Raw genomic sequence first — 24,996 nt, 5'->3', positions numbered from 1 at the left:
AACTACATCAATAAAATGACAATCAGCAGACCGGACAGAAATCCTAAGCTTCTTACCATTTTTTCATATTTCCCTTGTATTTCTCTTGCCTCTTCTTCTTCTCTTTCTAAATGAGTCAGCGTAAGCATTATTTGCTTTTGTTGTGAAAAACGGTCGTGCCTGCCTAATGTTTCACCGAATTGCTTCATGATTTCTAATTCAGTATCTTTCATCGCCGTTTTTTTCCAAATATCATGTAAAGATAAACTCCACGCTTCTTTGACAGTTGTATCTTCTTTGATTAAGCGCTCCGCAAAACTTCCAAAAAAAGAACTTAGTGGATCACTTAATTGTTCTGCTAATCTTCTGGAAGCTTCATGTAAGGGGGTATGTCCATACATAATCTCCGCCTCTAATGATTGAAGTGCTGATTTTAGTGCCCTTATTTGCTTTGGTCTTTGGCTTAATAGTTTTGAAAATTCCATTCCACCCCAACTTGTTGAAGCAAGAATCAAGATAGCGCCAATTATTTTCACCATTTATTTCACCTTCATTTCATCCATTAATAAATGGCCTTGTCCATTTCTTATTGCTGTTACTGTGCCAGGACCCTTCTTTCTATTTAATTCAATATAGCGTTCAAATATGCCCATTTTTATCATCCTAGAAAGCATCGGTCGTTTTTTTACTTCTTCCAAGCTTGATCCATGTGTTGTCATTACTAATTGAATACCAGCATTAACAGCTTCTAGGATTGCTTCTTCATCTTCTTTTCGACCTACCTCATCTACAATCAGAACATCTGGGCTCATGGAACGAATCATCATCATCATTCCTTCCGCTTTTGGACAAGCATCCAGAACATCTATGCGTTGGCCAAACGTCATTTGAGGTATTCCATCCATACACCCTGCAATTTCGGATCGTTCATCCACAATCCCTACTTTCGCTGGCTTACGTAATGAATGCTCCTCTTCAGATGAAATTAATCTAGCTATATCTCTTAATAAGGTCGTTTTCCCGGTCTGCGGGGGTCCAATAATCATCGTATGCCGCCATTTTCCTTTATCATATAAATAGGGAATGTATGGATTAGCTATTCCGATCTTCTCCTTTGCAATACGAATATTGAAAGAAGCTACATCCCGTATTGCCTTTACTTTGCTATCTTGCAAAATAACTCTGCCCGCAAGTCCAACACGATGCCCACCTTGAACAGTGATATAACCTCTTTTCAATTCTTCTTCCATTGTATAAACCGAGTATCGACTTATTTTATTTAGTAATTGGTTCCCATCCTCTTTCGAAACAATAAATGGAAAAAAGATAGAATGTCCATTTATAAATACTTCTAAAGGTCTGCCTATCCGAACTCGAATCTCTTCCATACCTAATCTTTCAGATGGAGGGATTGTGAGTATTTGATTTTCAATAGATTTAGGCAAAAAAGAATAGATAGTATTCACAAAAAATTCCTCCTTTGCTATAAGATTTCTGCTTTTTTTCAGCTTTTCATTGATTTTATTGGTTGTAAATTTGCAAAGTTAATTCTGGCTGCTATTCATTATTCATATACAGAAGAAAACTTCCCTCCACATAACATACATAGGATGACTTATTAAAATGTATGCTCGTCTACCTTTTTTATGTCATTTCCTGTTTGATTCCTTTATTTTTATACATGTAATTTATTTAAGAACCTCGCAAAGATAGGTAAATAGGGATTAAAAAATGCTTTTTTTCAAAAGCTATACAAGATTAAACGTCGAACGCCTAGGAGGATAAAGATTTGAAAAAGCTACTTTTCGTTTTCCTTTCCATTAGTTTAGGGTTCTTCCTTTCTGTTCAACCAGTTGTAGATAAGCCCGCTTTAAGCAAAGAACAAAAGGATAAACCTAAAAATGTTATATTGCTCATAGGAGATGGTATGGGTATCGGGCAAATGGAAATTGCTCGCTTATTGGAGCATGGAGTAAAAGGAAAACTTTTTATGGAAACACTCCCCTACACAGCGATTGTCCATACATCCTCCAGCAATAATCGGGTTACCGACTCTGCAGCCGGGGGAACTGCTCTTGCGATTGGACAGAAAACGAATAATGGGATGATTGGCATTACACCAAATGGAAAAAACGAAGACAGCATTTTAGATATATTTAAAAAGGAGGGAAAAAGAACAGCAATCATTACTACTAATTCGGTAACAGATGCAACACCAGCAAGCTTTACTGCAAGTGTCAATAATAGATGGGCAGACCAAGAGGAAATTGCCAAGCAACAATTAAGCAATAAAGTAGATATCATTATGGGAGGAGGCAAAAAATACTTTACTCGAAAAGATAAAAGAGGGATTGACCTGATTGATGCATACAAAAACTCAGGGTATCGTTATATTTCAACTGCAGATCAATTAGAAAAAACAAATTCGAATAAAATTCTTGGGCTTTTTGGAGATGCTCACTTAAATTTTCAATTAGATCGTGAACTACTCAAAACAACAGAACCAACCTTACAGGAAATGACTAAAAAAACACTCGATATTCTATCAAAAGACGAGAAAGGTTTTTTTGCCATGATTGAAGGAGGTCGTATTGACCACGCCTCCCATGCATCCGATATTACAGGAATATGGAAAGAAACAATTGCCTTCGATGAAGTGGTTAAATACTGTGTGGAGTGGGCTAATAAACAACAAGATACATTAGTTGTTGTTGCCGCTGACCACGAAACGATGGGGGTTTCTGCCACTGAAGCAATGGATATAAATGCACTTAAAAACATTACTGCATCTCCTCATTACATGGCTCAGCAACTAACGAAGAAAAAAACAAGTAATCACTATACGGAAAAAAGTATACGAAAGGTCTTTAAAGACTATGCAGCAATGGATATAACTAATGAAGAGCTTGCCAAATTTCAAACAAACAAATTACCGAAGAAAGAACAAGTCTATCGCGATCAACAAATCGACTGGCAAATTGGAAGTATTATTGCGAACCATTACCACGGCGGTATCCTCCAACCAGAAGTACAACAGCTTAGCACTACAGGGGGGCATACAAGTAATATGATTGTTGTCTTCGCATTTGGAATGGGGGCAGAAGAATTTCATGGGGTGTTAGATAATACCGATATTCCCAAGAAAATTGCCTCCATTATGGGCTATCCTTTTGCTAATTAATATGGTAAACATCCAAACGTAAATAATCACTTCAACATATTCTATCATGAGGTGATTATTTATGTTTTTAAAACCAACTTCTGTGACATATATATCAAATGGATTCCGTTCTACAGGTAAGGACAAGCATTTTGGAATTGACTTTGCACAAAATGGAATTAATGCGATTAGAGCATGTGCTGACGGCAAGGTGACCAAATCCTATTTTTCAACAAGTTACGGAGAATGTATCATGATTCTTCATAACATTTCTGGCCAAGAATATGAAACGGTTTATGCCCACTTAAAAAGTGGTTCTCGGAAAGTAAAGGTCGGAGAATATGTAAAAAAAGGACAAGTTATTGGCATTATGGGTAATACAGGAGATTCAACCGGTCAGCATTTACATTTTGAATTACACATTGGCCGTTGGAATAATAATAAAACGAATGCAGTTAACCCACTTCCTTATTTTGAATCAGATACTGAAGCCATTCCTTCTAGTAACAATGAATATATTGTTAAAAAAGGAGATACATTATATGAAATTAGTAGAAAATATAAAACAACGATTAAAGTTCTTGCAGCTTACAATCAAATAGCAAACCCGAACCTAATTAAAGTAGGACAGAAAATCAAAATACCTTCCACACAAGCTGTTTATTATGTAGTAAAAAAAGGAGATACCGTCAGCCAAATTGCGAAGACTTTTCATACAAGTGTTAGTAAAATAGAGAAATGGAATCAATTGAAGGATGTTAATAAAATATACCCAGGACAGAAACTAAGAGTAGGATAAGCTTTTAGCTATCTTACTCTACTTTCTCCTGTAATAAAAAGAGTAGTGTGTACACAAAGGCAAGGTAAATCTTTATACATATCTTTTCTTTCGAATGGAAATAAAGTTATCTATATGATCAGCTTTCCTCGTCGGCACATAGACATATATTCGAAAACTCAATTAATAAAAAAAAGAGTCGTAACACTTAAAAGCTAAATTAGAGAATGTTTGTCTTTATTGATTAGCTATTTCATTTTGTCAAAATCCCAGAGAAAAAGGAGGTAATCAATTGATTACCTCCTTTTTCAGCCGCATTTGCCGCTTAGATGTATGGAGTTTCAAAACCTGCTCCACCAGGTGGGTGTTCGCAAAAGCTCTCATCATATGTCCTAATGACAAATGGCATTAGGCCTGCTGATCCTTCTTTAATATAGAACTCCCTAATTATCGATAAAGGTTGAAACTTCATACGATAACGTACAACGCAGCTTCTATGGTTTTATCATACATGAATTTCCTTTGGAAAGCAAATGGTAAAATTAGGATGTCACTTTTAAGTATTAAGCACGAGAAACGTAGCTTGCTTCAGCTGTGTTAATAATCAAACGATCCCCTTGATTAACAAAGAAAGGAACTTGAACAGTTAATCCTGTTTCCATCACTGCAGGTTTTGTACCACCAGATGCCGTATCTCCCTTAATTCCAGGTTCTGTTTCAGTAACTTCTAATACAACCGTATTTGGAAGCTCTACACCTAGAGTTTCGGATTGATACATCATAATATGGACTTCCATATTTTCTTTTAAGAATTTTAGTTCGTATTCGATTACAGAAGCAGAAAGCTCAATTTGGTCATAAGATTCTACATCCATAAATACGTGCTGGTCACCATTAGCATATAGATATTGCATTTTGCGATTGTCAATTTGCGCTTTTGCAACTTTTTCGCCAGCTCTAAATGTTTTTTCTTGAACAGCTCCAGTACGTAAATTCTTTAATTTAGAGCGAACAAACGCTGCTCCCTTACCAGGCTTAACGTGTTGGAAATCAAGTACGCGCCAAATTCCACCGTCTACCTCAATTGTTAAACCTGTTTTAAAATCGTTTACTGAAATCATGCAGTAATCCTCCTATAAAATAATCAGTTCCTTAGTTGAATGGGTTAAAGCTTCATTATGATTATTTGTTATTATTGTATCATCTTCAATACGCACTCCACCAAGTCCTGCGATATAAATACCTGGTTCCACTGTTACGACCATACCTGGTTCTAGAGGAGCATTATTTCGGAAGGATAAATTAGGTCCTTCATGAACTTCTAGCCCAATTCCGTGACCTGTAGTATGTCCAAAATATTCCCCATAGCCTTTTTCAGTTATGTAATCACGAGTCAGTGCATCTGCTTGGATACCTGTTATTCCTGGTTTAATGCCTTCCATTCCCTTTAGTTGAGCTTTTAATACGATATCATAAATCTCTTTTAATTTCTCATCTGGGTTACCGATAGCAATGGTTCTCGTAATATCTGATACATAGCCATTATAATAAGCACCGTAATCTAATGTAATAAAATCACCAGCTTCAATTACTTTGTCGGTTGCAACACCATGTGGCAATGCAGATCTTGTCCCTGATGCAACAATTGTATCAAAGGAGGATGAAGTGGCGCCTAATTTTCTCATAAAAAACTCTAATTCATTCGAAACTTCCAATTCTGTTTTCCCTACCTTAATAAAATCAAGGATATGGGTGAAAGCAGCATCAGCAATCTTAGCAGCTTCCTTTAATATCTTAATCTCTTCATTAGTCTTAATCAAGCGTAACTTTTCAATTATACCTGAAACTGGCACTAATTCTCCTTTTACAACAGATTCTAGCTCCTTATATTGAGTAAAGGTTGTATAATCTTGTTCAAAAGCTAGTTTCTTTATTCCCAATTTCTCTGCTTGACTTGCAACCTCTTGAAGAATTGCCCCTTTATGCTGAACAACTTCGAATCCACTGCATTGATTTCCTGCCTGTTCCACATAACGGAAGTCTGTGATAAATAAAGCTTTCTCTCCGCCTATTAATACAGCTCCTGAAGATCCTGTAAAATTACTAACATAACGTCTGTTATATGTACTTGTTATTAAAATACCATCTGCCCCAACTTCTGCTAGTGCTTCTCTTACTCTTTTAAGTTTCTCCATTATAACCCTCTCCCTTATTTGATACACTTGCCTAGAGGTACATGCTTTCTATAGCCTTAACAACTTCTAGATAAGGTAAAAATCTGAATGATGAAAAAAGTACACTCATGAAATTATTTTAACATAAATACTTTTATAATACAGGCAAAATAGCTAGCAAATAAAGATTTTAGACACCCTAACTAGCCAAATAAAAGCCTTGAGTAAGAGGGCATAACCACTTTTCAAGAAATTAAAAAATGATTTTATTGCCCTTCATTACCTGTTAAATTAGTTGACGGCTTTTTTTCCTTCCATTTTTTTAGTTGAATTTCACTTTCTTCATAAGAGATTGTATAACCCACAAATACACCATAAAGGGCATATAAACATGCGGAAAAAATGATTGTATCCCTTTTCAGCTCTAGAAATGGGGCCATGCTTGGAAATATAGGGTTTAAAATGACAAAAACACAAATAAACAATGCAATCCCATATCCAATTCCTATATAGATGGTTTTAAATTTCCTTAGCATCAAATAGTAAGCAAATGCTGCTCCAGTTGAAAAAAAACCTATGAAGACGATACTGATTACCGTTCCAAGCCAGCCATATTTCCAACTGCCAATCGCCCAAGGCTCTAAGAGGATATTAGGGCGTATTTCTGTAAAATGAAAAACATATCCTATGTACCCAATAAGCGACCAGAATATCCCTCCAAACATGCCTGTCCAAATTACTAAGGCGATAAAAGACATCGGTCTTCCTTTTTCATGTGATTGTTGTTGATTATCCATAATGTCCACCTCCAACCCTAGTATGTCCCAATCCTTTTCTTTCCTTGCATGTTTATCTTAGCGTTTGATTAAAAGGTTTATTCACAAAGGATGGGATGTCTTGCTAGTGGTTTTTTGAATTTTTTAGTAATATAGTATTAGGGGATATACAACCATAAAAATCTTACAGATGAAAAAATTACGTTGTTTTCACCTAAATTATCCTGAGGTTGGTGCTGTTATACATGTCAAGTGAACAAAAACCATTATACGGAGGTCAGGCAGTTGTAGAAGGTGTGATGTTTGGTGGAAAACATCATTATGTCACAGCCATAAGACGCAAAGATCAGACTGTTGATTATTTTCATCTTCCTAGAACGTATAATACCAAGCTAGCAAAATTAAAAAAAATACCATTTTTACGAGGTATTATTGCCATTATTGAATCAAGCGGAAATGGAACAAAGCATTTAAATTTTTCAACGGATCGCTATGATGTTGATCCTTCTGAAGATTATAAATTGGAAGAACAAGAGCCTTCTAAAGTATCCATGATTTTAGGAGTAGCAGTTCTTGGTGTACTTTCCTTTTTATTTGGAAAATTCATTTTTACGCTTATTCCGACTTTCCTAGCAGCTATGTTTATGCCGATTATTTCTGGACATGTTGCGCAAATACTATTAGAAAGCTTTTTTAAGCTAATTCTTTTACTTGGATATATTTATTTTGTCTCACTGACTCCTATTATTAAAAGAGTCTTTCAGTATCATGGTGCTGAACATAAAGTTATTAATGCATATGAAAGTGGGAAAGAATTAACAATAGAAAATGTACAGTCGGCTTCAAGGTTACATTATCGCTGTGGATCAAGTTTTATTCTGTTCACGGTAATTGTTGGGTTATTTCTCTATTTATTTTTCTATCCAGACAACCTTTTAGACAGAGTACTTATTCGTATTGCTTTGATTCCAGTCGTGCTTGGAATTTCCTTTGAGGTATTACAGTTTACCAATAAATTAAGAAATGTCCCAGTTTTAAAATATCTTGGATTGCCTGGTCTATGGCTACAATTATTAACAACAAAAGAACCAAGTGATGATCAAGTGGAAGTGGCTATACTTTCCTTCTCCGAATTAAAGAAACGCGAGGAAGAAACGGAAGCACAGGTTTCAAAGACAGTTGTTAAATAATTTATAAAAGAATCTTCCCTATTTATATAGTTTTATTACCGTTTAAAAATCTTTTTTCTGAAAACTTTTTCTTGTGAACAATTTGGCTTTTTTTGAATAAACTTTTCTTAATAATAGTTTAAAAGTTAGAAAAAATGCTCATCATGCTTTTAGGGAGGTGGCTTTTTGAAGAACCGATTTTCAATTATCTTATTTGGGAGTATTTTTCTCCTTGCTTTCATTGGCTTAACTACTAGTTTAATAAAAAATCCTGCTGGATTTTTTCTAAACATTGCTGTCATTGTTGCTGTAGGTGCTATTATTTGGTTCATTTTCCGCCATTTCAATACAACTAGTCCGCAAAAAAGAGAGCAAAGAGCTTTTCTAAAAGCTGCAAAGAAATCAAAAAAACGGCTACAAACAAGAGAAAAGGTACCAGCAGGACAGCAGCAACATTCAACTAAATCCTCTTCCTTAAAAGCCAACAAGCATAAACGTAGTAAAAGCACTGCACATTTAACTGTTATTGAAGGGAAGAAGAGCAAAAAAAAGAATCGGGCTTCTTTATAAAGGGCTCGATTCTTTTTTGCTATATAGATAGAGCCTTTAGGATATAGCCCCATCATGTTTTAATAAGCCCATTTTTCAAAAAATTTCGTAGCACAATCTCTTCCTAACTGTATTAGTTTTACTTGATCTTCTTTTGTAAGTGCAAATTCTGTTGCGAGTACCCCCTCTGTTGGAACAAAGATAATATTTTTCTCATGCTTCCTGGAAATATAGCGGGAATCATGTGCATCTTTCATCGTTTCAAACATTGCTGCAAATAAATCAATAGCATTTTTGATTTTATGCTTTGGATGCTCCCTTATACTATGACTTAATTTAACTCCTAAAACAGGTCTTGTTTTCAGTACATTCTCTTGATCAAATAACCACATTGGGAAATTACTGAGCACTCCCCCATCAACAATCACATTTTTATTTGACTTATTTCCAAGAGTTACTGGCTCAAAAAAATAAGGCAGACTACAACTCATCCTAATCGCTTTTGCAATCGAAAAAGTTTGGGGATTGATTCTGTATTTCGGCAAGTCGTCTGGTAGAATCATTAATACACCATTTGTAATATCTGAAGCAATAAAGCGTAAAGTTTGTGGGGGTATATCTGCAAATGTTTTTAAACCTTTTACGGCCAATTTACTTTCTATCCATTTTTCCAGTTCTTCTCCTTTATATAACCCTAACTTCCAATATAGAAAAAACCATTTTGCAAGTGGAAAAGGAATGAGCAATTGTCGTTCATCTAAAAAGGTACTTAAATCCAAATCCTCCAATAATTCCGCTATTTCTCGACTCGTATACCCTGCAGCAATTAAGGCAGCAACGATTGAACCTGCACTAGTTCCTGCCAACCGAGCAAATTGAAATCCTCGTTGTTCTACAACTTCATATGCTCCCACTAAAGCTAGCCCTTTAATTCCTCCTCCAGAAAAGACCCCGTCTATATACATAAAATTCACTCCTTTTAACAAGCAAATGGGACTTCGAAAGGTTTTTCATTTTTATGGACTCTAGACCTTTATACTCCAATTTAGTATTCGTAATTAGAAAATAGTACAGAAGACAAGTTAAATGTCATTCTTTTATTTATGGTCATCGTATTCACTTTAAAAAGGATGCAGTAAATGCATATTGGGTTTAGGCATTTGTATCAATCAATATAGTGTATAGACACATAAACTAATTCGAAGTAGATAAGTGCAGTATCTTGTTTTGAAGATAAAAAGTAGCGAAGGATGTGCACATTAGCTAAATAATGAAAAAAGAGGAGGATATTTATGCAAAATCAATTCATTTATCCACAAGATATTAGAAGAATACGACCTGGGTTTGGTGGATTTGGCAGACCAGGTTTTGGTAGACCTGGATTCGGTAGACCTGGGTTCGGCTTTGGAGGAGCTGGCTTAGGACTTGGCTTAGGCTTGTTAGGAGGATTTGCAACAGGGGCATTACTTGGTCCAGCATTATATGGAGGATATGGCGTCCCACCGTTTGGGTTTTATTAAAATAATGTAATAGTTAATGGGAGCGATAAGCGAACCACCTATATCACTCTCCTTAATATAGATTAATCCTGCTTTTATATATATTTAAAGAGGCTGACAATTGCTCAGCCTCTTTCTGTAGCTTTATTCATAAAAGTAATAATTTCAAACTGAAGCTCTATTCATTATGACCAATATCTGCGTATTAAAGGCCACATTTTAATTGTGTGTTGCAATTCGTACAAGTATTACATCCACCGATTTCTTCTACTACACCTTTTCGGCATACAGGACAAGTATCGCCGATTTCTGAACCAATTGTTACATTTGTTGATTTTAACTCATTTATCGTATCGACAAGAACTACATGTGGTTCTTGATGCTTTTGTGGTTGTGTTTCTTCAAATGTGTTTTCTTCCGCTTTTAATGTTAGTACTTGACTATCGCGAGAGCCATCCACATAAACGGTTCCGCCTTTTGCACCACCACGATATAATCTTTCATACACTTTTTGAACTTGCTCTACACTATATCCTTTTGGTGCATTTACCGTTTTACTAATAGAGCTATCAATCCATCTTTGAATGATACATTGAACATCAGCATGTGCCTCTGGAGCCAAATCCATTGCAGCAACGAACCAATTTGGAAGATTATTTGGATCTGCTTCTGGATGCGCATCTAAATATTCTTGAACAATATCTGCTTTCACTTCAATAAATTTTCCAAGTCTTCCGCTTCGGAAATAAGAGAAGGAGAAGTAAGGCTCAAGACCAGTTGATACCCCAACCATTGTACCTGTACTGCCTGTAGGTGCTACTGTTAATAAATGAGAGTTACGAATACCATATTGAAGAATGTCTTCTCTAATATCCTCAGGCATTTTTTTCATGAAGCCAGTATGAATAAAGGCATCGCGTAGTTTCGCAACCTCTTCCTCTGATTCCGCTTGTAAGAATGGGAAGCTGCCTTTTTCTTTCGCTAACTCAATAGATGCTCTGTACGCAGTTGTTGCGATGGTTTCAAATACTTTATCTACTAAGACATTTCCCTCTGCACTGCCATATTCTGTTTCACAGTAAATCAGTAGATCATGAAGACCCATAACACCAAGACCGACACGACGTTCTCCAAGCGCTTGCTTTTTATTTTCTTCCAAGAAGTAAGGAGTTGCATCGATTACGTTATCCTGCATTCTAACGCCTATTTCCACTGTTTTCTTAAGCTTTTCAAAATTAACTGTTTTGTTTTCCTTATCTGCCATTTCTGCAAGGTTAACAGCAGCTAGATTACATACACTAAATGGAGCTAATGGCTGCTCTCCACAAGGGTTTGTCGCCACAACTTTTTGACCATAGCTAGTAGCGTTTGTCATTTCATTTGATAGTGATAGGTAAGGCTTTGAAGCAATTCTCCACCTTTTCCCCCACTCCACACCGTACGTGAGATTTTCACCTCATACGGCGTTCTATCTAATCCTACTAAACCAAATTTCAACAAGTTACAAGCTTAATAATTATTTATCGAGTATTGTGCAAGTTTTTGAATGCCTCTAAATCAAGATTGATTCATTCTTACATTTCTTACGTAATGCATTTATCTTCTCAATCAGTTTCGAATTCTGATTGAGTTTCCATTTAACAAGGTATTTATCAATCGTTTCTTTTTCAGTAGCATGAAGTAGTCTATGCATGTCTTCATGGATAATTTTGAGGTTATCATACTTATCCGTTCCACCTAAACTTCTAGGCTTTACATGATGACAGTGAACTTCATGTGCTTCAAGAAAGATACCAAGTATTTCACAACATCCATTCCTCATTGAGTAACGGGAAAGTCTATTGTCTTGATATTCGATTGATTGGTCTTGTATCTTGGATTGCATTAGTATTCTTATGTTATATTCGACAACTGGTTGAAGTTTATTGTGAATTAATTTTCTACCTTCATCAGTGTAGACCGAAAGCTTAGGATTAAATTGTCTAGATTCAGTAAAACTTGTAATCCCATGTATAGGAAAGAGATGAACTCCTAGTACCTTCCATGTTTTGAGGTTACTTGAGTAGTACTGATTATAGACTTTACTTGCATCCGTTGGGTGTGCATATTTCCCTCCAACTTGATGTAGTTTACTCCTAGCATAAGGATGAACCTTGTGTGCTATGTCTTTGAAATCTGATGGAACCATACTCCCGTATTTAAAGTAATTTTGTATCCCCATTACATAAGCATTAAAGAGCCTTATGTTATTAACGGTCGTTTCCTTCCTAATTCTAAGAATTAGTTCCTTCATTTTCCTAATGACATCAGCTTTCTTCTTATCAATCATATTTACCCTAACAAGATGTTTTTGTTTCTTCCTAACAGCCTTAATTTTAAATCCCAAGAAATCCGAGGACTTCTTTTTGAGATTTGTAATTTTAGATTTCTCAGGTGAGATATCTAATTTCAATCTACCCTTCAAGTATCCTGCCACTGCATGAAACCATTTGACTGCATTCTCATGATTATTGGTCATAATTTTGAAGTCATCTGCGTATCGAACTATAAAGCCAATCTTCATATTCGAATTTCGTTTCAACATTAAGTACTTCTTTACATTCTGAGAATACTCATGCTTCGTTTCAAAAGTTTCCCATTGATTACTTACCCACATATCTAAATCATGAAGAACAATGTTAGAGAGTAAAGGTGAGAGTATTCCTCCTTGTGGAGTACCTTTGTTTGGAATTCCAATACCTTTTATCGGTGCTTTGAGCATTTTGCTTATGATTGCTAAAACCCTTCTATCATGAATGCCCAAATTCCACATTTGCTTCATGAGAACCCTATGATTTACATTGTCGAAGAATCCCTTTATGTCGATATCTACTACATAATGTAATTGTGAGATATTAACTAAGAAATTCACCCTAGATAAAGCATGTTTTGTGCTTCGTAATGGTCTGAAACCATAACTGTGATTATAAAACTTAGCTTCACAGATAGGTTCAAGAATTTGTTTAAACATCTGTTGAATTAGCCTATCCAACATTGTTGGTATTCCTAAAGGTCTAAACTTGGTATTATCCATTCCCTTTGGAATCATTACTCTGCGTACTGCTTTAGGTTTGTAATCTTTGAGCGAAGTTCGAATGAGATTTATGAATTCTTGCTTATTCATCACTTTATAGTTGTCAATCACATACTTATCTGTTCCAGCAGTTTTAGAACCTTTATTGGCTTTTATGTTTCTGTAAGCTAGTAGGATGTTTCTTTCATCTATGATTAGGTTAAATAGATTTTTGAAAAGATGTCCTTCCTTACTCTTGGCAAATAATTCATCAAAAAACTCTTGCATACCATAATACTCGTTGTGTCTTAGGCTCATATTCGTTGCAGATCACCTGACTTTCTCAGTGATTCCCTGCATTCTTACCCGATCAACGAATTTCACTTGCTTTGTTTGGTTTAATATATTGAATTAGACTTGGGTCTATCCCTCCACTTATTTTCATAAGCTTCTTCGGTACTGTGACCCTACTTTCACAAGGATAAATGAATTTCAGATTAGAAATCCTTATATCAACCACTCGGATGATAGTCCTTGAATGAGTGTTCCTTGCTTACCACGTTCCAATAATTCCTAGCCATATGATTGAACTTAGGTGCTTGCTCTGAGCCTGAGATTATATAGTGTCCTTGTTCACTATATCGTGTTTCATGACAACGGACTTACTCCACGACAATCTCGGTTAAACTGGTTAACCTTCCACCTTTTCAAGCGGATTTCATTCTAGACCCTTTCATTCGCAAGTTCGTCAGTCAGGTTGCTAATCTGACATTCTCACCATATTCACCTTTTTCGGCTGACCGCCTTATCTTCGACCATGACTCTAAGTGAGTTTTAGGTCAAATTCAGACGACTTTACCTAGCTTCATACACTTCATCACTATCATGATTCCATGCATGTAGGAGTCTCATCATAGTGGTTTCAGCTCAACGTGACGGCTTTCATTCCCACTATCGGAATTATCAGTTGTATTTAACATAACTTTTGTTTGTTAAACCCTCTATTTCATACGTTTAAGCCGCACTTATAAGAGAACGTGTCGCACCATTATCAATGAAGAAGATACCTGGCTCTGCAGAATAAGTTGCACAGATATTAATTAAGTTCCATAATTCCTTCGCTTTTATTTTACGATAAACACGAACTTTATTTCCTTCTGCTTCCCATTCTCTTACATCGCCAACTTTATGCCATTCTTCATTATAATATTGCATTTGCTCCTTATCGTAGCTTTCAACATCAGGGAAACGAAGTGCATATTCTTCATCCTTCTCCACTGCATCCATAAATTCATTTGTTAAGCAGACAGAAATGTTTGCACCTGTTAAAAATTCTGATTGATGAACAGCATAAGTACCGCCGCTTGATAGCTTTTCTTCTGCATCACGGAAAATACCCTCGTTAAAACCACCTTGCCCAGGGATATTTTTATAATTTAGAATCCCTTGATACATAGAACGTTCTTGTTCTGTTAAAGGAGTAAATTTCAATTTATCTTGTGCATATTTTTTAATTGTTTCATCTTGCGTATTTTCAATCAAGAAACGTAAAATACGTGGATTTTGCATTTTCGATATAATGAATTCAATAATATCTGGATGCCAATCAGCTAGCATAATCATTTGAGCACCACGACGAGAACCGCCCTGTTCAACTAAATGTGTTAATTTCGCAATATCATCTAACCAAGAAACAGAACCAGATGATTTACCATTAACTCCTTTTGCTAGTGTATTACGAGGTCTTAGCGTAGATCCATTTGTTCCAACACCGCCTCCACGACTCATGATTTCCATAACCTGCTTACGATGCTCGGAAATACCTTCTCTTGAATCCTGAACAAAAGGCATTACATAACAGTTGAAATACGTAACATCTGTTCCTGCTCCAGCTCCATATAATACACGACCTGCAGGGATAAAGTTCAAATGAACAAGCTCACTGTAAAACTTTTCGAACCATTCTTTTCTTTTCTCTTCTGTCTTTTCTACAGATGCAAGACCAGTAGCGTTTCGTTTTGCAATTTGCTCATAATAAATTTCCAACGGTTTTTCAATTACATCTAAGGAACGAACAATGACACCCGTTTCTCCTTCTTCTCCTTCAAGAACGCCACGGTAATCTTCTTCCACTAATACCTTCGCTGTATTAAGAATATGGTCAATTTCTTGAATGAACCCTAATCCTCTTGCTGGAAACTTCGGATCTTCTTTAATCGTTAATACAACAAAATCGCCAGCTGATAACGTAATTTTCTCTGTATCTTTATACGTATAACGGTCAAGCATGACAAGTCGAGAAACGCCTTTATGAGTTAGTTTCATATCTGGGGTAATTGGATGAACCTCCGGAAATAAAGCAATATCCTTATTCAGCTTTTCTATATCTACCTTCACACCTTGACTTAACATTACTGACATACACACAACCCCTTCATTCATATAAAAAGTAGAGCAGATACTAATAGTTGTTGAAAAATAATCTTTGTATATAAATCTATAATTAGATATCTAGCATTTTTTTATTAATACCCTTAAACTATCACATCAAACACATAAAATCAACATATAGTATTCACCATAAAAATCAATACCCATATATTGTGTATATTTAAAAAATTACCGATTTGTCAAACACCGAAAAAAAGTAGATTTTAAAGAAAAAGAAAGAGATACATAGATAATTAGACATAAAAAAAGAAATTTCGTCCTTTTTCGCACTTGCTTATTGGAATATAGGATAATCCATTGATATTAGCCTGTTTATCTTAATCTTTTCTCTCCAAAAAAATTTTTCGACATGTAAAAATGATACGAAAGCATTGTATTTTTTCGTTTAAGCAACCATTTTTAAAAGCAATTAAAACACGAAATTCTAATAAAAGAATTTCGTGCTCAAAAATTTAGATCTATTTATCGTCTAAAATTCCATTCATCGCTTTCATATTTTTCTTTCGCGATTTTTTCTACATATTCTAATTCTTCATCAGTTAACTGATAATTATCTAACTGAATATCCAACCCTTCTTCAAAGCCTTTTCTAAAAGCTTCTTTCGCCATCTCAATGGAAATGTTTCTCGATGTTAAATCGTTAATAGCTACCGCTTTACTCTTAAAAGCCTTTTGCATTCTTTCCTTGACGCGGTCATTAGGATACTTAAATAGACGGAATAATTTATCCTCGTCTAAGTCTAATAAAATAGAACCATGCTGCAAAATAACACCCTGTTGTCTCGTTTGTGCACTCCCAGCGACCTTTCTTCCCTCAACTACTAATTCATACCAACTAGGCGCATCAAAGCATACTGCGGATCTTGGACTTTTCAAATTATTTTTTTGTTCTTCTGTTTTCGGCACAGAAAAATAGGCATCTAATTCTAAAAAGTGAAACCCTTTTAATATACCTTCCGAAATGACCCGATAAGCTTCTGTTACTGTTTTCGGCATATTAGGATGTTCTTCTGTAACAATCACACTGTATGTCAATTCATGCTCATGCAGAACGCCTCTTCCACCAGTTGGTCTTCTTACAAATCCAAGACCTAATTCTTTAACCGCTTGTAAGTCAATTTCTTTCTCTACCTTCTGAAAATATCCAATAGATAAAGTAGCAGGATTCCAGCCATAAAAACGAATCACCGGCGGAAAAACTCCTTTAGAATGCCATTCTAATAACGCTTCGTCTAATGCCATATTAAAAGAAGGAGAATGATTGCCTGAATCAATAAATCTCCATGTTTCTTTTACCATAACGAACCCTCTTTTTCTATGTATAATTACATTAAATCCCTACTAAGGATATCAAAAAGAAAGCCTATTTAAAAGTAACTTGCATGGAAATAAATTTAATTAAAGAAATGTTATGGATATATTATAAGTATTTACTTTACTACTAGAAGGGTTGATAGATATAATAGAGATAGTGTAAGTAATTGAAAGGAGAAATGAGAATTGACAATGATTTATACTCTTCTCATCGTTTTAGTCGCATTCCTTGTATATTCAGTGGTTATGTGGCTTTATCAACGTCGCATTGTAAAAACTGTAAGCCAGGATGAATTCCGCCAAGGATACAGAAAGGCACAGTTGATTGATGTACGTGAACCAAATGAATATGAGGCTGGTCATGTACTCGGTGCAAGAAATATTCCACTATCACAGCTAAAGATGAGAAAAAGTGAAATTCGTCCTGATAAGCCAGTATATTTATACTGCCAAAATGGGATGAGAAGCGGAAGAGCTGCTCAGTTTCTTTATCGTAAAGGATATAAGGACTTAACCCAATTAGAAGGCGGATTCAAAAAGTGGACAGGAAGAATTAAAGCAAAAAAATAATAATATTCTAACTAGGAATTATTATATAAAAAAAGCTGATGCATACTTAGACATCAGCTTTTTTCATTTACTTCTTATTTCAAATCTGCTATCTTCTTCGTATAACGAAGGACTGGTTTTCTTGCAGCTAAAGTCTCATCTAAACGACCGATTACTGTCGTATGAGGTGCTTCCTGAACAACTTCTGGTGTTTCTTCTGCTTCTTTTGCAATTTGAATCATTGCATCAATAAAACTATCCAATGTCTCCTTTGATTCCGTTTCAGTTGGCTCAATCATTATGCATTCTTCGACATTTAAAGGGAAATAGATTGTTGGTGGATGATAGCCAAAATCAAGCAATCTTTTGGCTATATCTAATGTTCGCACCCCTAATTTCTTTTGTCTTCTACCACTTAAAACAAACTCATGTTTACAATGACGATCAAATGGCAAATCATAAAATTCAGCAAGACGTCTCATCATATAATTTGCATTTAAGACGGCATTTTCTGTTACAGCCTTTAATCCATCTGGTCCCATTGAACGAATATACGTATAGGCACGTACGTTAATACCAAAGTTTCCATAGTATGGTTTCACTCTACCAATTGCTTGTGGTCGATTATAATCTAAGACAAATTCATCTCCTACCTTTGTCAAAACTGGCTTTGGTAGAAAAGGAATTAAATCAGCTTTCACTCCCACAGGTCCAGAACCTGGCCCACCACCACCATGCGGTCCTGTAAATGTTTTATGCAGATTCAAATGGACAACATCAAAGCCCATGTCTCCAGGTCTTGCCTTTGAAAGTACCGCATTTAGATTGGCACCATCATAATATAATTTCCCGCCAGCACTATGAACAATTTCAGCCATTTCTAAAATATTTTCTTCAAAAAGGCCTAGTGTATTGGGGTTTGTCAACATTAATGCCGCTGTATCTGTACCAACTACTCTTTTTAAATCTTCTAAATCTACTAATCCATTTTCATTTGATTTTACTGTCACCGTTTCTAACCCTGCAACTGTTGCAGATGCAGGATTTGTTCCGTGTGCAGAATCAGGAACAATGACTTTTGTTCGCTCTGTATCCCCATTTGCTTCATGAAAAGCTCTAATCAGCATTAACCCAGTCCACTCACCATGTGCCCCTGCAGCCGGCTGTAAAGTAACTTCATCCATGCCGGTGATTTCAACAAGATGCTGTTGCAAGTCATACATAAGCTCTAATGCACCCTGGATAGATGATTCCTCTTGTAATGGATGGATATGAGCAAAGCCATTGAATCTGGCAACATTTTCATTTATTTTCGGATTATATTTCATCGTACATGACCCTAATGGATAAAAGCCGGAATCTAAGCCATGATTTCGTTTTGATAAAGCAGTATAATGACGCATTATATCTAATTCGGATACTTCCGGAAGTTCTGGAGTTTCTTCTCTTATATAATCATTCGGCAAAAGCTCCGACAGATTAACTGTTGGGATATCCATTTCTGGTAAACTATACCCTATTCTTCCTGGTGTACTGCTTTCAAAGATAAGAGGTTGATTTTGATTAGACATGATACTCCTCCATTTCTGCAACAAATTCATCAATTTCAGCTTTGGTACGCAATTCCGTTACGGCAATTAGCATATGGTTTTCTAGTTGTTCAAACTCTCTTCCTAAATCATAGCCACCAATCATTCCTTTTTCTAATAACGCACGGTTAATAGAAGATATGGAAGTATTACATTTAATAAGAAATTCATTAAAGGATGGCCCTTCATAAACAATATCAAAGCCTGCTTCCTTTAGTTTTATTTTAGCGTAATGTGCTTTTTGCATATTGGCAATGGCCATTTCTTTCACACCATGCTTTCCAAGTGCTGTCATCGCAACAGATGCAGCTAATGCATTTAGGGCTTGGTTTGAGCAAATATTAGAAGTGGCTTTATCACGGCGAATATGCTGCTCCCTTGCCTGCAGGGTTAATACAAATCCTCTTTGGCCATTATCATCTATAGTCTGGCCGACTAAGCGCCCAGGAACCTTTCTCATTAACTTAGAAGTTACAGCAAAATAGCCACAGTGCGGTCCTCCAAAGCCCATCGGAATACCAAATGGTTGTGCATCTCCTACTACTATATCAGCTTGGAATTTCCCTGGTGGTGTTAATGCTCCTAAAGCGAGTGGGTTGCTTGATACGACGAATAATGATTTATGCTCATGAATAATTGCTTCTAAATCTTTTAATGGCTCCACTCTTCCAAAAAAGTTTGGGTATTGAATCATCACTGCTGCAACTGTATTATCGATCATCGTCTCTAAAGCATCTAAATCTGTTATGCCTTCCTTATGTGGAACCTCTACAACTTCGATATACTGACCCTTTGCATAGGTTTTAACAACTTCTTTTGCTTCTGGATGAATGGCGCTTGATAAAAGAATCTTTTTTCGTTTCGTCGTCCCTGCACTTAACATCCCTGCCTCTGCTAATGCAGTTGCTCCGTCGTACATAGAAGAGTTAGCTACGTCCATTCCTGTTAGTTCACAAATCATGGTCTGAAACTCAAAAATAGCTTGTAATTCCCCTTGTGAAATTTCCGGTTGATACGGGGTGTAGGCTGTATAAAATTCGGAGCGTGATAGAACATGGTCTACTATAACAGGCGAATAGTGATCATAAACTCCAGCTCCAAGAAAAGATACATTCGCTTTCGCGTCAGCATTTTTTTGGGATAGCTTTGTTAATTCTTTCAATAATGCAGATTCACTTTTTGCAGGCTTGATTTGATAGCTTCCTATAAAACGTACTTTTTCTGGTATATCTGAAAATAATTCATCTACTGAATTTACACCAATTTTTTCAAGCATTTCCTTTTGATCTTGTTCTGTCATCGGTAAATAGCGATGCTTCATTCGTTTTTCCCCCAGTCATTAGCCCATCTTGATTTTAAACATAGCCATAAAAGTTATTTTCTTTTATAAAAAGGCGTCTTGATAACTTTTGCCTTCAAATGCTTTCCTCTTATTTCTACTTCCACCTCTGTACCCAATAAAGCATAATCAACTTGAATTAACGCAAGCCCAATGTTTTTCTTTAAGGTCGGCGACTGAGTACCAGTAGTAACTTCCCCAATACACTTGTCATTTGCAAATACTTTATAGCCATGTCTTGGAATACCTCTGTCTAACATTTCAATTCCAATTAACTTTCTTGATAATCCTCCTTCCTTTTGTTTCTTTAAAGCTTCCTTTCCGAAAAAGTAAGCTTCTTTATTTAATTTAACGGCAAATCCAATTCCAGCTTCTAATGGTGAAATATTTGCCGTTAATTCTTGCCCATATAATGCAAGTGTTGCTTCAAATCGCAAAGTATCCCTTGCACCTAAGCCGCAAGGAAGTACCCCTAATTCCTCACCTAACGATAATATTTCACGCCATAAGTCTTTAGCATCTTCCCTTTGACAATAAATTTCAAAACCATCCTCGCCAGTATATCCAGTGCGGGATAACAGAACCTCTTTGCCTGCTAAATTCACCTTGTTCTGAAAGTGAAAATACTTAATTCCAGCATAATCAACAGAGGGATTTATTTTTTTTAATATCTCTTCTGCTAACGGACCTTGAAGTGCTAATTGAGCAAAATCTTCTGATAAATTAGTTAAGATAACATCTCCAGTAGTATGTTTTTGGAGCCATTCGAAATCTTTCTCGATATTGGATGCATTCACCACTAACAAATAGTGATTGTCTGCAAGTTTATATGTTAATAAATCATCTACCGTTCCACCATTTTCGTAGCACATTGCCGAATATTGTGCAGCACCTATTGTGATTTTTCCGATGTCATTTGTTAGCATTTTTTGAAGAAAAGCTAAGCTACCGCTTCCCTTCACTTCGATTTCGCCCATATGGGAAACATCAAATAACCCTGCTTTTGTACGAACAGCCTCATGCTCCAGCTTTATACCGGAAAATTGTACAGGTAAAGCCCATCCTCCAAAATCGATTGTCTTTCCTCCATACTCTTTGTACACCTCATATAATGGTGTTTGCTTTAATAAAGCCAACGAACAGCACTCCTATCCCCTATGTATTAGACTTTCTCATTTATCCCATTAAAAAACGGCAACAAAAAAAGACAGATAACCCCCTTTTATAAAAAAGTAAGGTCTCTGTCCTTGCACCTGAAAGTTTACCGATCAATCGGCTGTCCCCTTTGGTGGCTTACCTATATGTAAGCACTCTCCAGAGCTGCGTCCAAATAGAGTTCTTTTGCCTGAGAGATTCACAAAATACTTTGCTTGCTCCTTCGGCGCTACGAATGTAGTCTCTCCCCTATTTCTCATCCGCGATTCATAAAATTTTCTTAATTGGTCATACTAAATACTACCTGAAAAAATGTTTTCCCACCTGACAGTTGCCTTCCACTTAAAGCCTTATGAAAATTCGTGAAAGATAGGTGGGAGGTACTTTCCGTATAGTGCGATTGGTTCAACTAACCATCAGGAGTGTTGAAGGAAAACGCCACTGATGAAAGTTTCTCTAATTTTAAAAAGTAAAAACCGATTATTTATTGGTCATTTTGAATTTAATGTTCATGTTCTGTCCAAATATAAATAAATTGTGACAAAATTAAAAACTTTTTTACCCTTTTATCCTAACATCCGAACGAAAAGGTGGCAATATATTTTTTGTTTTACTAGCATTCTTTTTTCAATCCTTTTTATACATACATAACTTTTTAGCTTTACTAAATAAAGTAAGAAAGGACGAATAATATATGACCGTTCAAATCCATTTTGATGATTCATGGAATGATCAGCTACTAAAGCGAATTTCAGATGATGGTCCATGGGCCAATTGGGAATTATATAAACTAGCAGTAGAAGTAGAACAACATAATATCATACCAGACTTCGAGGGTCTAAAAGCCCCTAAGTACTTATCAGAGCTTTCTCCTTTGCCCCACCAACTTGAAGTTGCAAAAAAGGTAATCGAAGATATGAATGGAAAAGCTATTTTGGCAGATGAAGTTGGTCTTGGAAAAACGATTGAAGCAGGATTGATACTAAAAGAATATATGATTCGCGGATTAGTAAAAAAAGTGCTGATTTTAGTTCCTGCCTCTCTTGTCACACAGTGGGCTTATGAATTAAATAGTAAATTCTACATTCCCGCTATGGTTCAGCGCAAAAGCTATGTTTGGGAGCAATGTGACATTGTCGTATCTTCTATTGATACAGCAAAAAGACAGCCACATCGTGATATCATAAACAATCTGGACTATGATTTGGTGATAATTGACGAGGCCCATAAGCTGAAAAATAATAAAACAAAAAACTATGAGTTTGTTCAAAATTTAAAAAAGAAATTTTGTTTACTATTAACAGCTACTCCTATTCAAAATAGAATTAGTGAAATCTTTAATTTAGTATCTTTATTAAAGCCCGGACATCTTGGTAGCGAATCATCCTTCTATGAAAAATATAAAAAAGATGCCCGCTCCATTGATGATGATGAGAATCTAAAAGCTTTGGTCAATAAAGTAATGATCAGAAACAGACGCCATGATACAGGGATTGAATGGACAAAAAGAATTGTTGAAGCTGTCCCAATTGAATTTACAAGAGAAGAAAGAGCATTGTATGAAGGACTAGTAGATTTAAAAACAGAACCCAATCTTTCTAGCAATAGTGAAAATTCCCGCAGTCCTTTTTCGATGATTACATTACAAAGAGAGGCGTGTTCCAGCAGGGAAGCAGTGTATTATACTCTGCAAAACATGGCGAAGAAAGTGGAAAATCCAACACCACAATTCCAACAAAGAATACAAGAACTGGTAAAAAAAGTAGAAGCGATTCAGCAAAATTCAAAGGCAAACAAAGCACTTGAGCTTATTAAGAAGATTAATGATAAAGTAATCATTTTTACTGAATATAGAGCTACGCAACTTTATTTACAATGGTTTTTGAAACAGCACGGTATTACATCCGTTCCATTTCGCGGTGGATTTAAACGAGGCAAAAAGGATTGGATGCGAGATCTCTTCCAAAATCATGCGCAAGTATTAATAGCAACAGAGGCTGGCGGAGAAGGGATTAACCTTCAATTTTGCCACCATATTATTAACTTTGATTTACCATGGAATCCAATGAGACTAGAGCAAAGAATAGGACGAATTCATCGACTTGGTCAAAAAGAAGATGTAAAGATTTATAACTTTGCCGTTAAAGATACTGTGGAAGATCATATTTTAAAATTATTATATGAAAAAATCCATCTTTTCGAAAAAGTAATTGGGGAGCTAGATGATATTTTGACGAAATTGGACTTTGGCAATATGGATGATTATATGGTTGATATTTTCTCCCACTCAAAATCAGAAGGAGAAATGAAAATCAAAATGGATAATTTAACAAGCATGATTGAATTCGCACAAAGTATGAAGGAAGGTGAGCCATATGAAGCAGCAGGAAATTCATCAATTTCTTGAACGATTTTTTGTCGCAAATGATTGTGAGATAGTAGAGAATAAACCTGGTTACCTAACTGTCCAATTAACAATTGAAATGGACAAAGAGTTAATGAATCGACCTTTTTATTGGCATTATCTTGAAAAGACTGGTGGCGTCCCAAACCCCGCCAGTCTAACCCTCATTACTGATCCAAAGCTTGCACCAGAGGATTTGAAGGGCGAACAGATACACTTTGGGTCTCCACGTCTTCATCAACTTTTTGCTTCTGCAAAAAATTTATCAAAGTATATTCGTTTATATGAATATAAAATAGCACAAGGCCAGCAACAAACAGCATTAAAGCCATGGCTTGCTCTTAATGTAAAAATCTCCTATCAATGTGACAGAAAACGGGATGTGTTTCAATCGATTGGTCTGCAGCTAATCAATGGCCAAATAGCAACAGATTTCCAGGCAAAAGTAGAGAAAATGAACCTTTCTGCCAAAATTCCTGATTATGCGTTTACTCTTTCTCCCTTAATCATGCCGAAAAGCGGGATAACAAGAATTGAAAACATGATAAAACAATCTTTATTATTAGAAGATCATACATGGGCAGAAGAAGCGAAGGAAAGGTGGAAAAAGGATTTAGAATTGCTAGAGCATTTTTATGAAGATATGGAAGACATGGAGGAAGAACAAGAAACCTTGGAAACGGAAAAATTAGCTCTACAGGAACAGTACGAACCAAAGATTAATATTTCGATTATTAATGGCGGGCTATTCTATTTAGCTTCAGAAGCTGTCTCCTAAACCATAATCATGAAAAAAGGAGTAGATTTATGCTTTAATAAGCTAAGTCCACTCCTTTTCATAACCTATCTTCTTACATTTCTACGCTTAAAGCTAAACATAATTAAATAAGGTAAAACTCCAAACCACCTCAGCATAAATGGTTCTTTCAGCCCTTTTCTTTCCGCTCTTAACTTTTGCCTTTCTTCTTTAGGCTGATCCATGTACTGGACAAATGTTTGGGTTAAATACTTCACATAATCATTGGTATTCATTTAATCACCTACTCTAGCATTTGTACT

20 protein-coding genes, 1 other RNA gene, 2 pseudogenes and 2 riboswitches are annotated in these 24,996 nt (G+C 35.9%); of the genes and pseudogenes, 8 read left to right on the top strand and 15 right to left on the bottom strand.

Annotation, left to right across the window (positions count from 1 at the left end):
• Positions 1–2 precede the first annotated feature (2 nt).
• Together spoIIIAB and spoIIIAA are read right to left on the bottom strand one after the other, a co-directional pair.
• Positions 3–518 carry a stage III sporulation protein SpoIIIAB gene (gene spoIIIAB, locus ACTNDN_RS01465; protein ID WP_031535267.1) on the bottom strand — a complete coding sequence of 172 codons (516 nt, stop codon included), beginning with the start codon at positions 516–518 and terminating at the stop codon, positions 3–5.
• Entirely contained in the window at positions 519–1,445 is a 927-nt protein-coding gene (gene spoIIIAA, locus ACTNDN_RS01460) for a stage III sporulation protein AA (protein ID WP_031535269.1), read from the bottom strand.
• A gap of 323 nt (positions 1,446–1,768) precedes the next feature.
• Between spoIIIAA and ACTNDN_RS01455 the strand changes: the two genes are divergently transcribed.
• Positions 1,769–3,160, top strand: coding sequence for an alkaline phosphatase (locus tag ACTNDN_RS01455; RefSeq protein WP_349204660.1), 1,392 nt, complete (start codon positions 1,769–1,771; stop codon positions 3,158–3,160).
• Positions 3,161–3,221: 61 nt separating this feature from the next.
• Entirely contained in the window at positions 3,222–3,938 is a 717-nt protein-coding gene (locus ACTNDN_RS01450; RefSeq protein WP_349204662.1) for a LysM peptidoglycan-binding domain-containing protein, read from the top strand.
• A 284-nt stretch (positions 3,939–4,222) separates the two neighbouring features.
• Here ACTNDN_RS01450 and ssrS read toward each other — a convergent pair.
• The 4 genes from ssrS to ACTNDN_RS01430 all read right to left on the bottom strand — a co-directional run bounded on the left by ssrS (position 4,223) and on the right by ACTNDN_RS01430 (position 6,888).
• A non-coding RNA gene (ssrS, locus tag ACTNDN_RS01445) (6S RNA) lies at positions 4,223–4,414 on the bottom strand.
• A 66-nt stretch (positions 4,415–4,480) separates the two neighbouring features.
• Complete coding sequence (efp, locus tag ACTNDN_RS01440; RefSeq protein ID WP_031535275.1) at positions 4,481–5,038, bottom strand: elongation factor P; 558 nt, start codon at positions 5,036–5,038, stop codon at positions 4,481–4,483.
• Positions 5,039–5,050: 12 nt separating this feature from the next.
• The gene (locus ACTNDN_RS01435) at positions 5,051–6,112 is read right to left on the bottom strand and encodes a M24 family metallopeptidase (protein ID WP_031535276.1); all 1,062 of its coding nucleotides are present in this window, start codon (positions 6,110–6,112) and stop codon (positions 5,051–5,053) included.
• 245 nt (positions 6,113–6,357) lie between these two features.
• Positions 6,358–6,888 (bottom strand): YqhR family membrane protein, encoded by a 531-nt coding sequence (locus ACTNDN_RS01430; protein ID WP_031535277.1) that lies wholly within the window; start codon positions 6,886–6,888, stop codon positions 6,358–6,360.
• 224 nt (positions 6,889–7,112) lie between these two features.
• On the opposite strand from ACTNDN_RS01430, the gene ACTNDN_RS01425 reads away from it, so the two are divergent.
• Both ACTNDN_RS01425 and ACTNDN_RS01420 read left to right on the top strand, forming a co-directional pair.
• The gene (locus tag ACTNDN_RS01425) at positions 7,113–8,057 is read left to right on the top strand and encodes a DUF1385 domain-containing protein (protein WP_031535278.1); all 945 of its coding nucleotides are present in this window, start codon (positions 7,113–7,115) and stop codon (positions 8,055–8,057) included.
• A gap of 165 nt (positions 8,058–8,222) precedes the next feature.
• On the top strand, positions 8,223–8,606 hold the full coding sequence (locus ACTNDN_RS01420) for an SA1362 family protein (protein WP_031535279.1): 384 nt from the start codon (positions 8,223–8,225) through the stop codon (positions 8,604–8,606).
• Between the two features lie 59 nt (positions 8,607–8,665).
• Here the strand turns inward: ACTNDN_RS01420 and ACTNDN_RS01415 are convergent, their stop codons facing one another.
• Positions 8,666–9,550, bottom strand: a complete 885-nt coding sequence (locus ACTNDN_RS01415) for a patatin-like phospholipase family protein (RefSeq protein WP_031535280.1) — start codon at positions 9,548–9,550, stop codon at positions 8,666–8,668.
• A 327-nt stretch (positions 9,551–9,877) separates the two neighbouring features.
• On the opposite strand from ACTNDN_RS01415, the gene ACTNDN_RS01410 reads away from it, so the two are divergent.
• The gene (locus ACTNDN_RS01410; protein WP_441130556.1) at positions 9,878–10,105 is read left to right on the top strand and encodes a spore coat protein; all 228 of its coding nucleotides are present in this window, start codon (positions 9,878–9,880) and stop codon (positions 10,103–10,105) included.
• Between the two features lie 184 nt (positions 10,106–10,289).
• Here the strand turns inward: ACTNDN_RS01410 and ACTNDN_RS01405 are convergent.
• The 4 genes and pseudogenes from ACTNDN_RS01405 to ACTNDN_RS01390 form a co-directional block, all read right to left on the bottom strand.
• Positions 10,290–11,465, bottom strand: a pseudogene (locus tag ACTNDN_RS01405) (hypothetical protein); the annotation flags it as partial.
• Between the two features lie 171 nt (positions 11,466–11,636).
• A complete protein-coding gene (gene ltrA, locus ACTNDN_RS01400) occupies positions 11,637–13,424 on the bottom strand; it encodes a group II intron reverse transcriptase/maturase (protein ID WP_231512498.1) in 1,788 nt (595 codons plus the stop codon).
• 759 nt (positions 13,425–14,183) lie between these two features.
• Positions 14,184–15,557, bottom strand: a pseudogene (locus ACTNDN_RS01395) (vitamin B12-dependent ribonucleotide reductase); the annotation flags it as partial.
• A gap of 492 nt (positions 15,558–16,049) precedes the next feature.
• Positions 16,050–16,886 carry a lipoate--protein ligase family protein gene (locus ACTNDN_RS01390; protein ID WP_031535292.1) on the bottom strand — a complete coding sequence of 279 codons (837 nt, stop codon included), beginning with the start codon at positions 16,884–16,886 and terminating at the stop codon, positions 16,050–16,052.
• A gap of 207 nt (positions 16,887–17,093) precedes the next feature.
• On the opposite strand from ACTNDN_RS01390, the gene ACTNDN_RS01385 reads away from it, so the two are divergent.
• Complete coding sequence (locus ACTNDN_RS01385; RefSeq protein ID WP_031535294.1) at positions 17,094–17,471, top strand: rhodanese-like domain-containing protein; 378 nt, start codon at positions 17,094–17,096, stop codon at positions 17,469–17,471.
• A gap of 74 nt (positions 17,472–17,545) precedes the next feature.
• Here ACTNDN_RS01385 and gcvPB read toward each other — a convergent pair whose 3' ends face one another.
• Genes gcvPB through gcvT form a run of 3 tightly spaced genes read right to left on the bottom strand, consistent with a single transcriptional unit; the run spans position 17,546 to position 21,514 of the window.
• Positions 17,546–19,021 carry an aminomethyl-transferring glycine dehydrogenase subunit GcvPB gene (gene gcvPB, locus ACTNDN_RS01380; protein ID WP_251629797.1) on the bottom strand — a complete coding sequence of 492 codons (1,476 nt, stop codon included), beginning with the start codon at positions 19,019–19,021 and terminating at the stop codon, positions 17,546–17,548.
• Entirely contained in the window at positions 19,014–20,360 is a 1,347-nt protein-coding gene (gcvPA, locus tag ACTNDN_RS01375; RefSeq protein WP_251629799.1) for an aminomethyl-transferring glycine dehydrogenase subunit GcvPA, read from the bottom strand. Before gcvPA ends, gcvPB begins: the two co-directional genes overlap by 8 nt.
• 53 nt (positions 20,361–20,413) lie before the next feature.
• The gene (gene gcvT, locus ACTNDN_RS01370) at positions 20,414–21,514 is read right to left on the bottom strand and encodes a glycine cleavage system aminomethyltransferase GcvT (RefSeq protein ID WP_251629801.1); all 1,101 of its coding nucleotides are present in this window, start codon (positions 21,512–21,514) and stop codon (positions 20,414–20,416) included.
• Between the two features lie 103 nt (positions 21,515–21,617).
• A riboswitch (glycine riboswitch) is annotated at positions 21,618–21,698 on the bottom strand.
• A gap of 3 nt (positions 21,699–21,701) precedes the next feature.
• Positions 21,702–21,793, bottom strand: a riboswitch (glycine riboswitch).
• A gap of 434 nt (positions 21,794–22,227) precedes the next feature.
• On the opposite strand from gcvT, the gene ACTNDN_RS01365 reads away from it, so the two are divergent.
• Both ACTNDN_RS01365 and ACTNDN_RS01360 read left to right on the top strand, forming a co-directional pair.
• Positions 22,228–23,940, top strand: coding sequence for a DEAD/DEAH box helicase (locus ACTNDN_RS01365; RefSeq protein WP_031535303.1), 1,713 nt, complete (start codon positions 22,228–22,230; stop codon positions 23,938–23,940).
• Entirely contained in the window at positions 23,909–24,715 is an 807-nt protein-coding gene (locus tag ACTNDN_RS01360; RefSeq protein WP_031535306.1) for a YqhG family protein, read from the top strand. Before ACTNDN_RS01365 ends, ACTNDN_RS01360 begins: the two co-directional genes overlap by 32 nt.
• 65 nt (positions 24,716–24,780) lie before the next feature.
• Here ACTNDN_RS01360 and ACTNDN_RS01355 read toward each other — a convergent pair whose 3' ends face one another.
• A complete protein-coding gene (locus tag ACTNDN_RS01355) occupies positions 24,781–24,969 on the bottom strand; it encodes a YqzE family protein (protein ID WP_031535307.1) in 189 nt (62 codons plus the stop codon).
• Positions 24,970–24,996 lie beyond the last annotated feature (27 nt).

The organism is Niallia sp. HCP3S3_B10 (genome assembly GCF_052064465.1).
Lineage (GTDB): Bacteria > Bacillota > Bacilli > Bacillales > Cytobacillaceae > Niallia > Niallia hominis.
The sequence above is the reverse complement of the archived record's forward strand: the minus strand, read 5'-3'. Positions and strand labels throughout refer to the sequence as shown.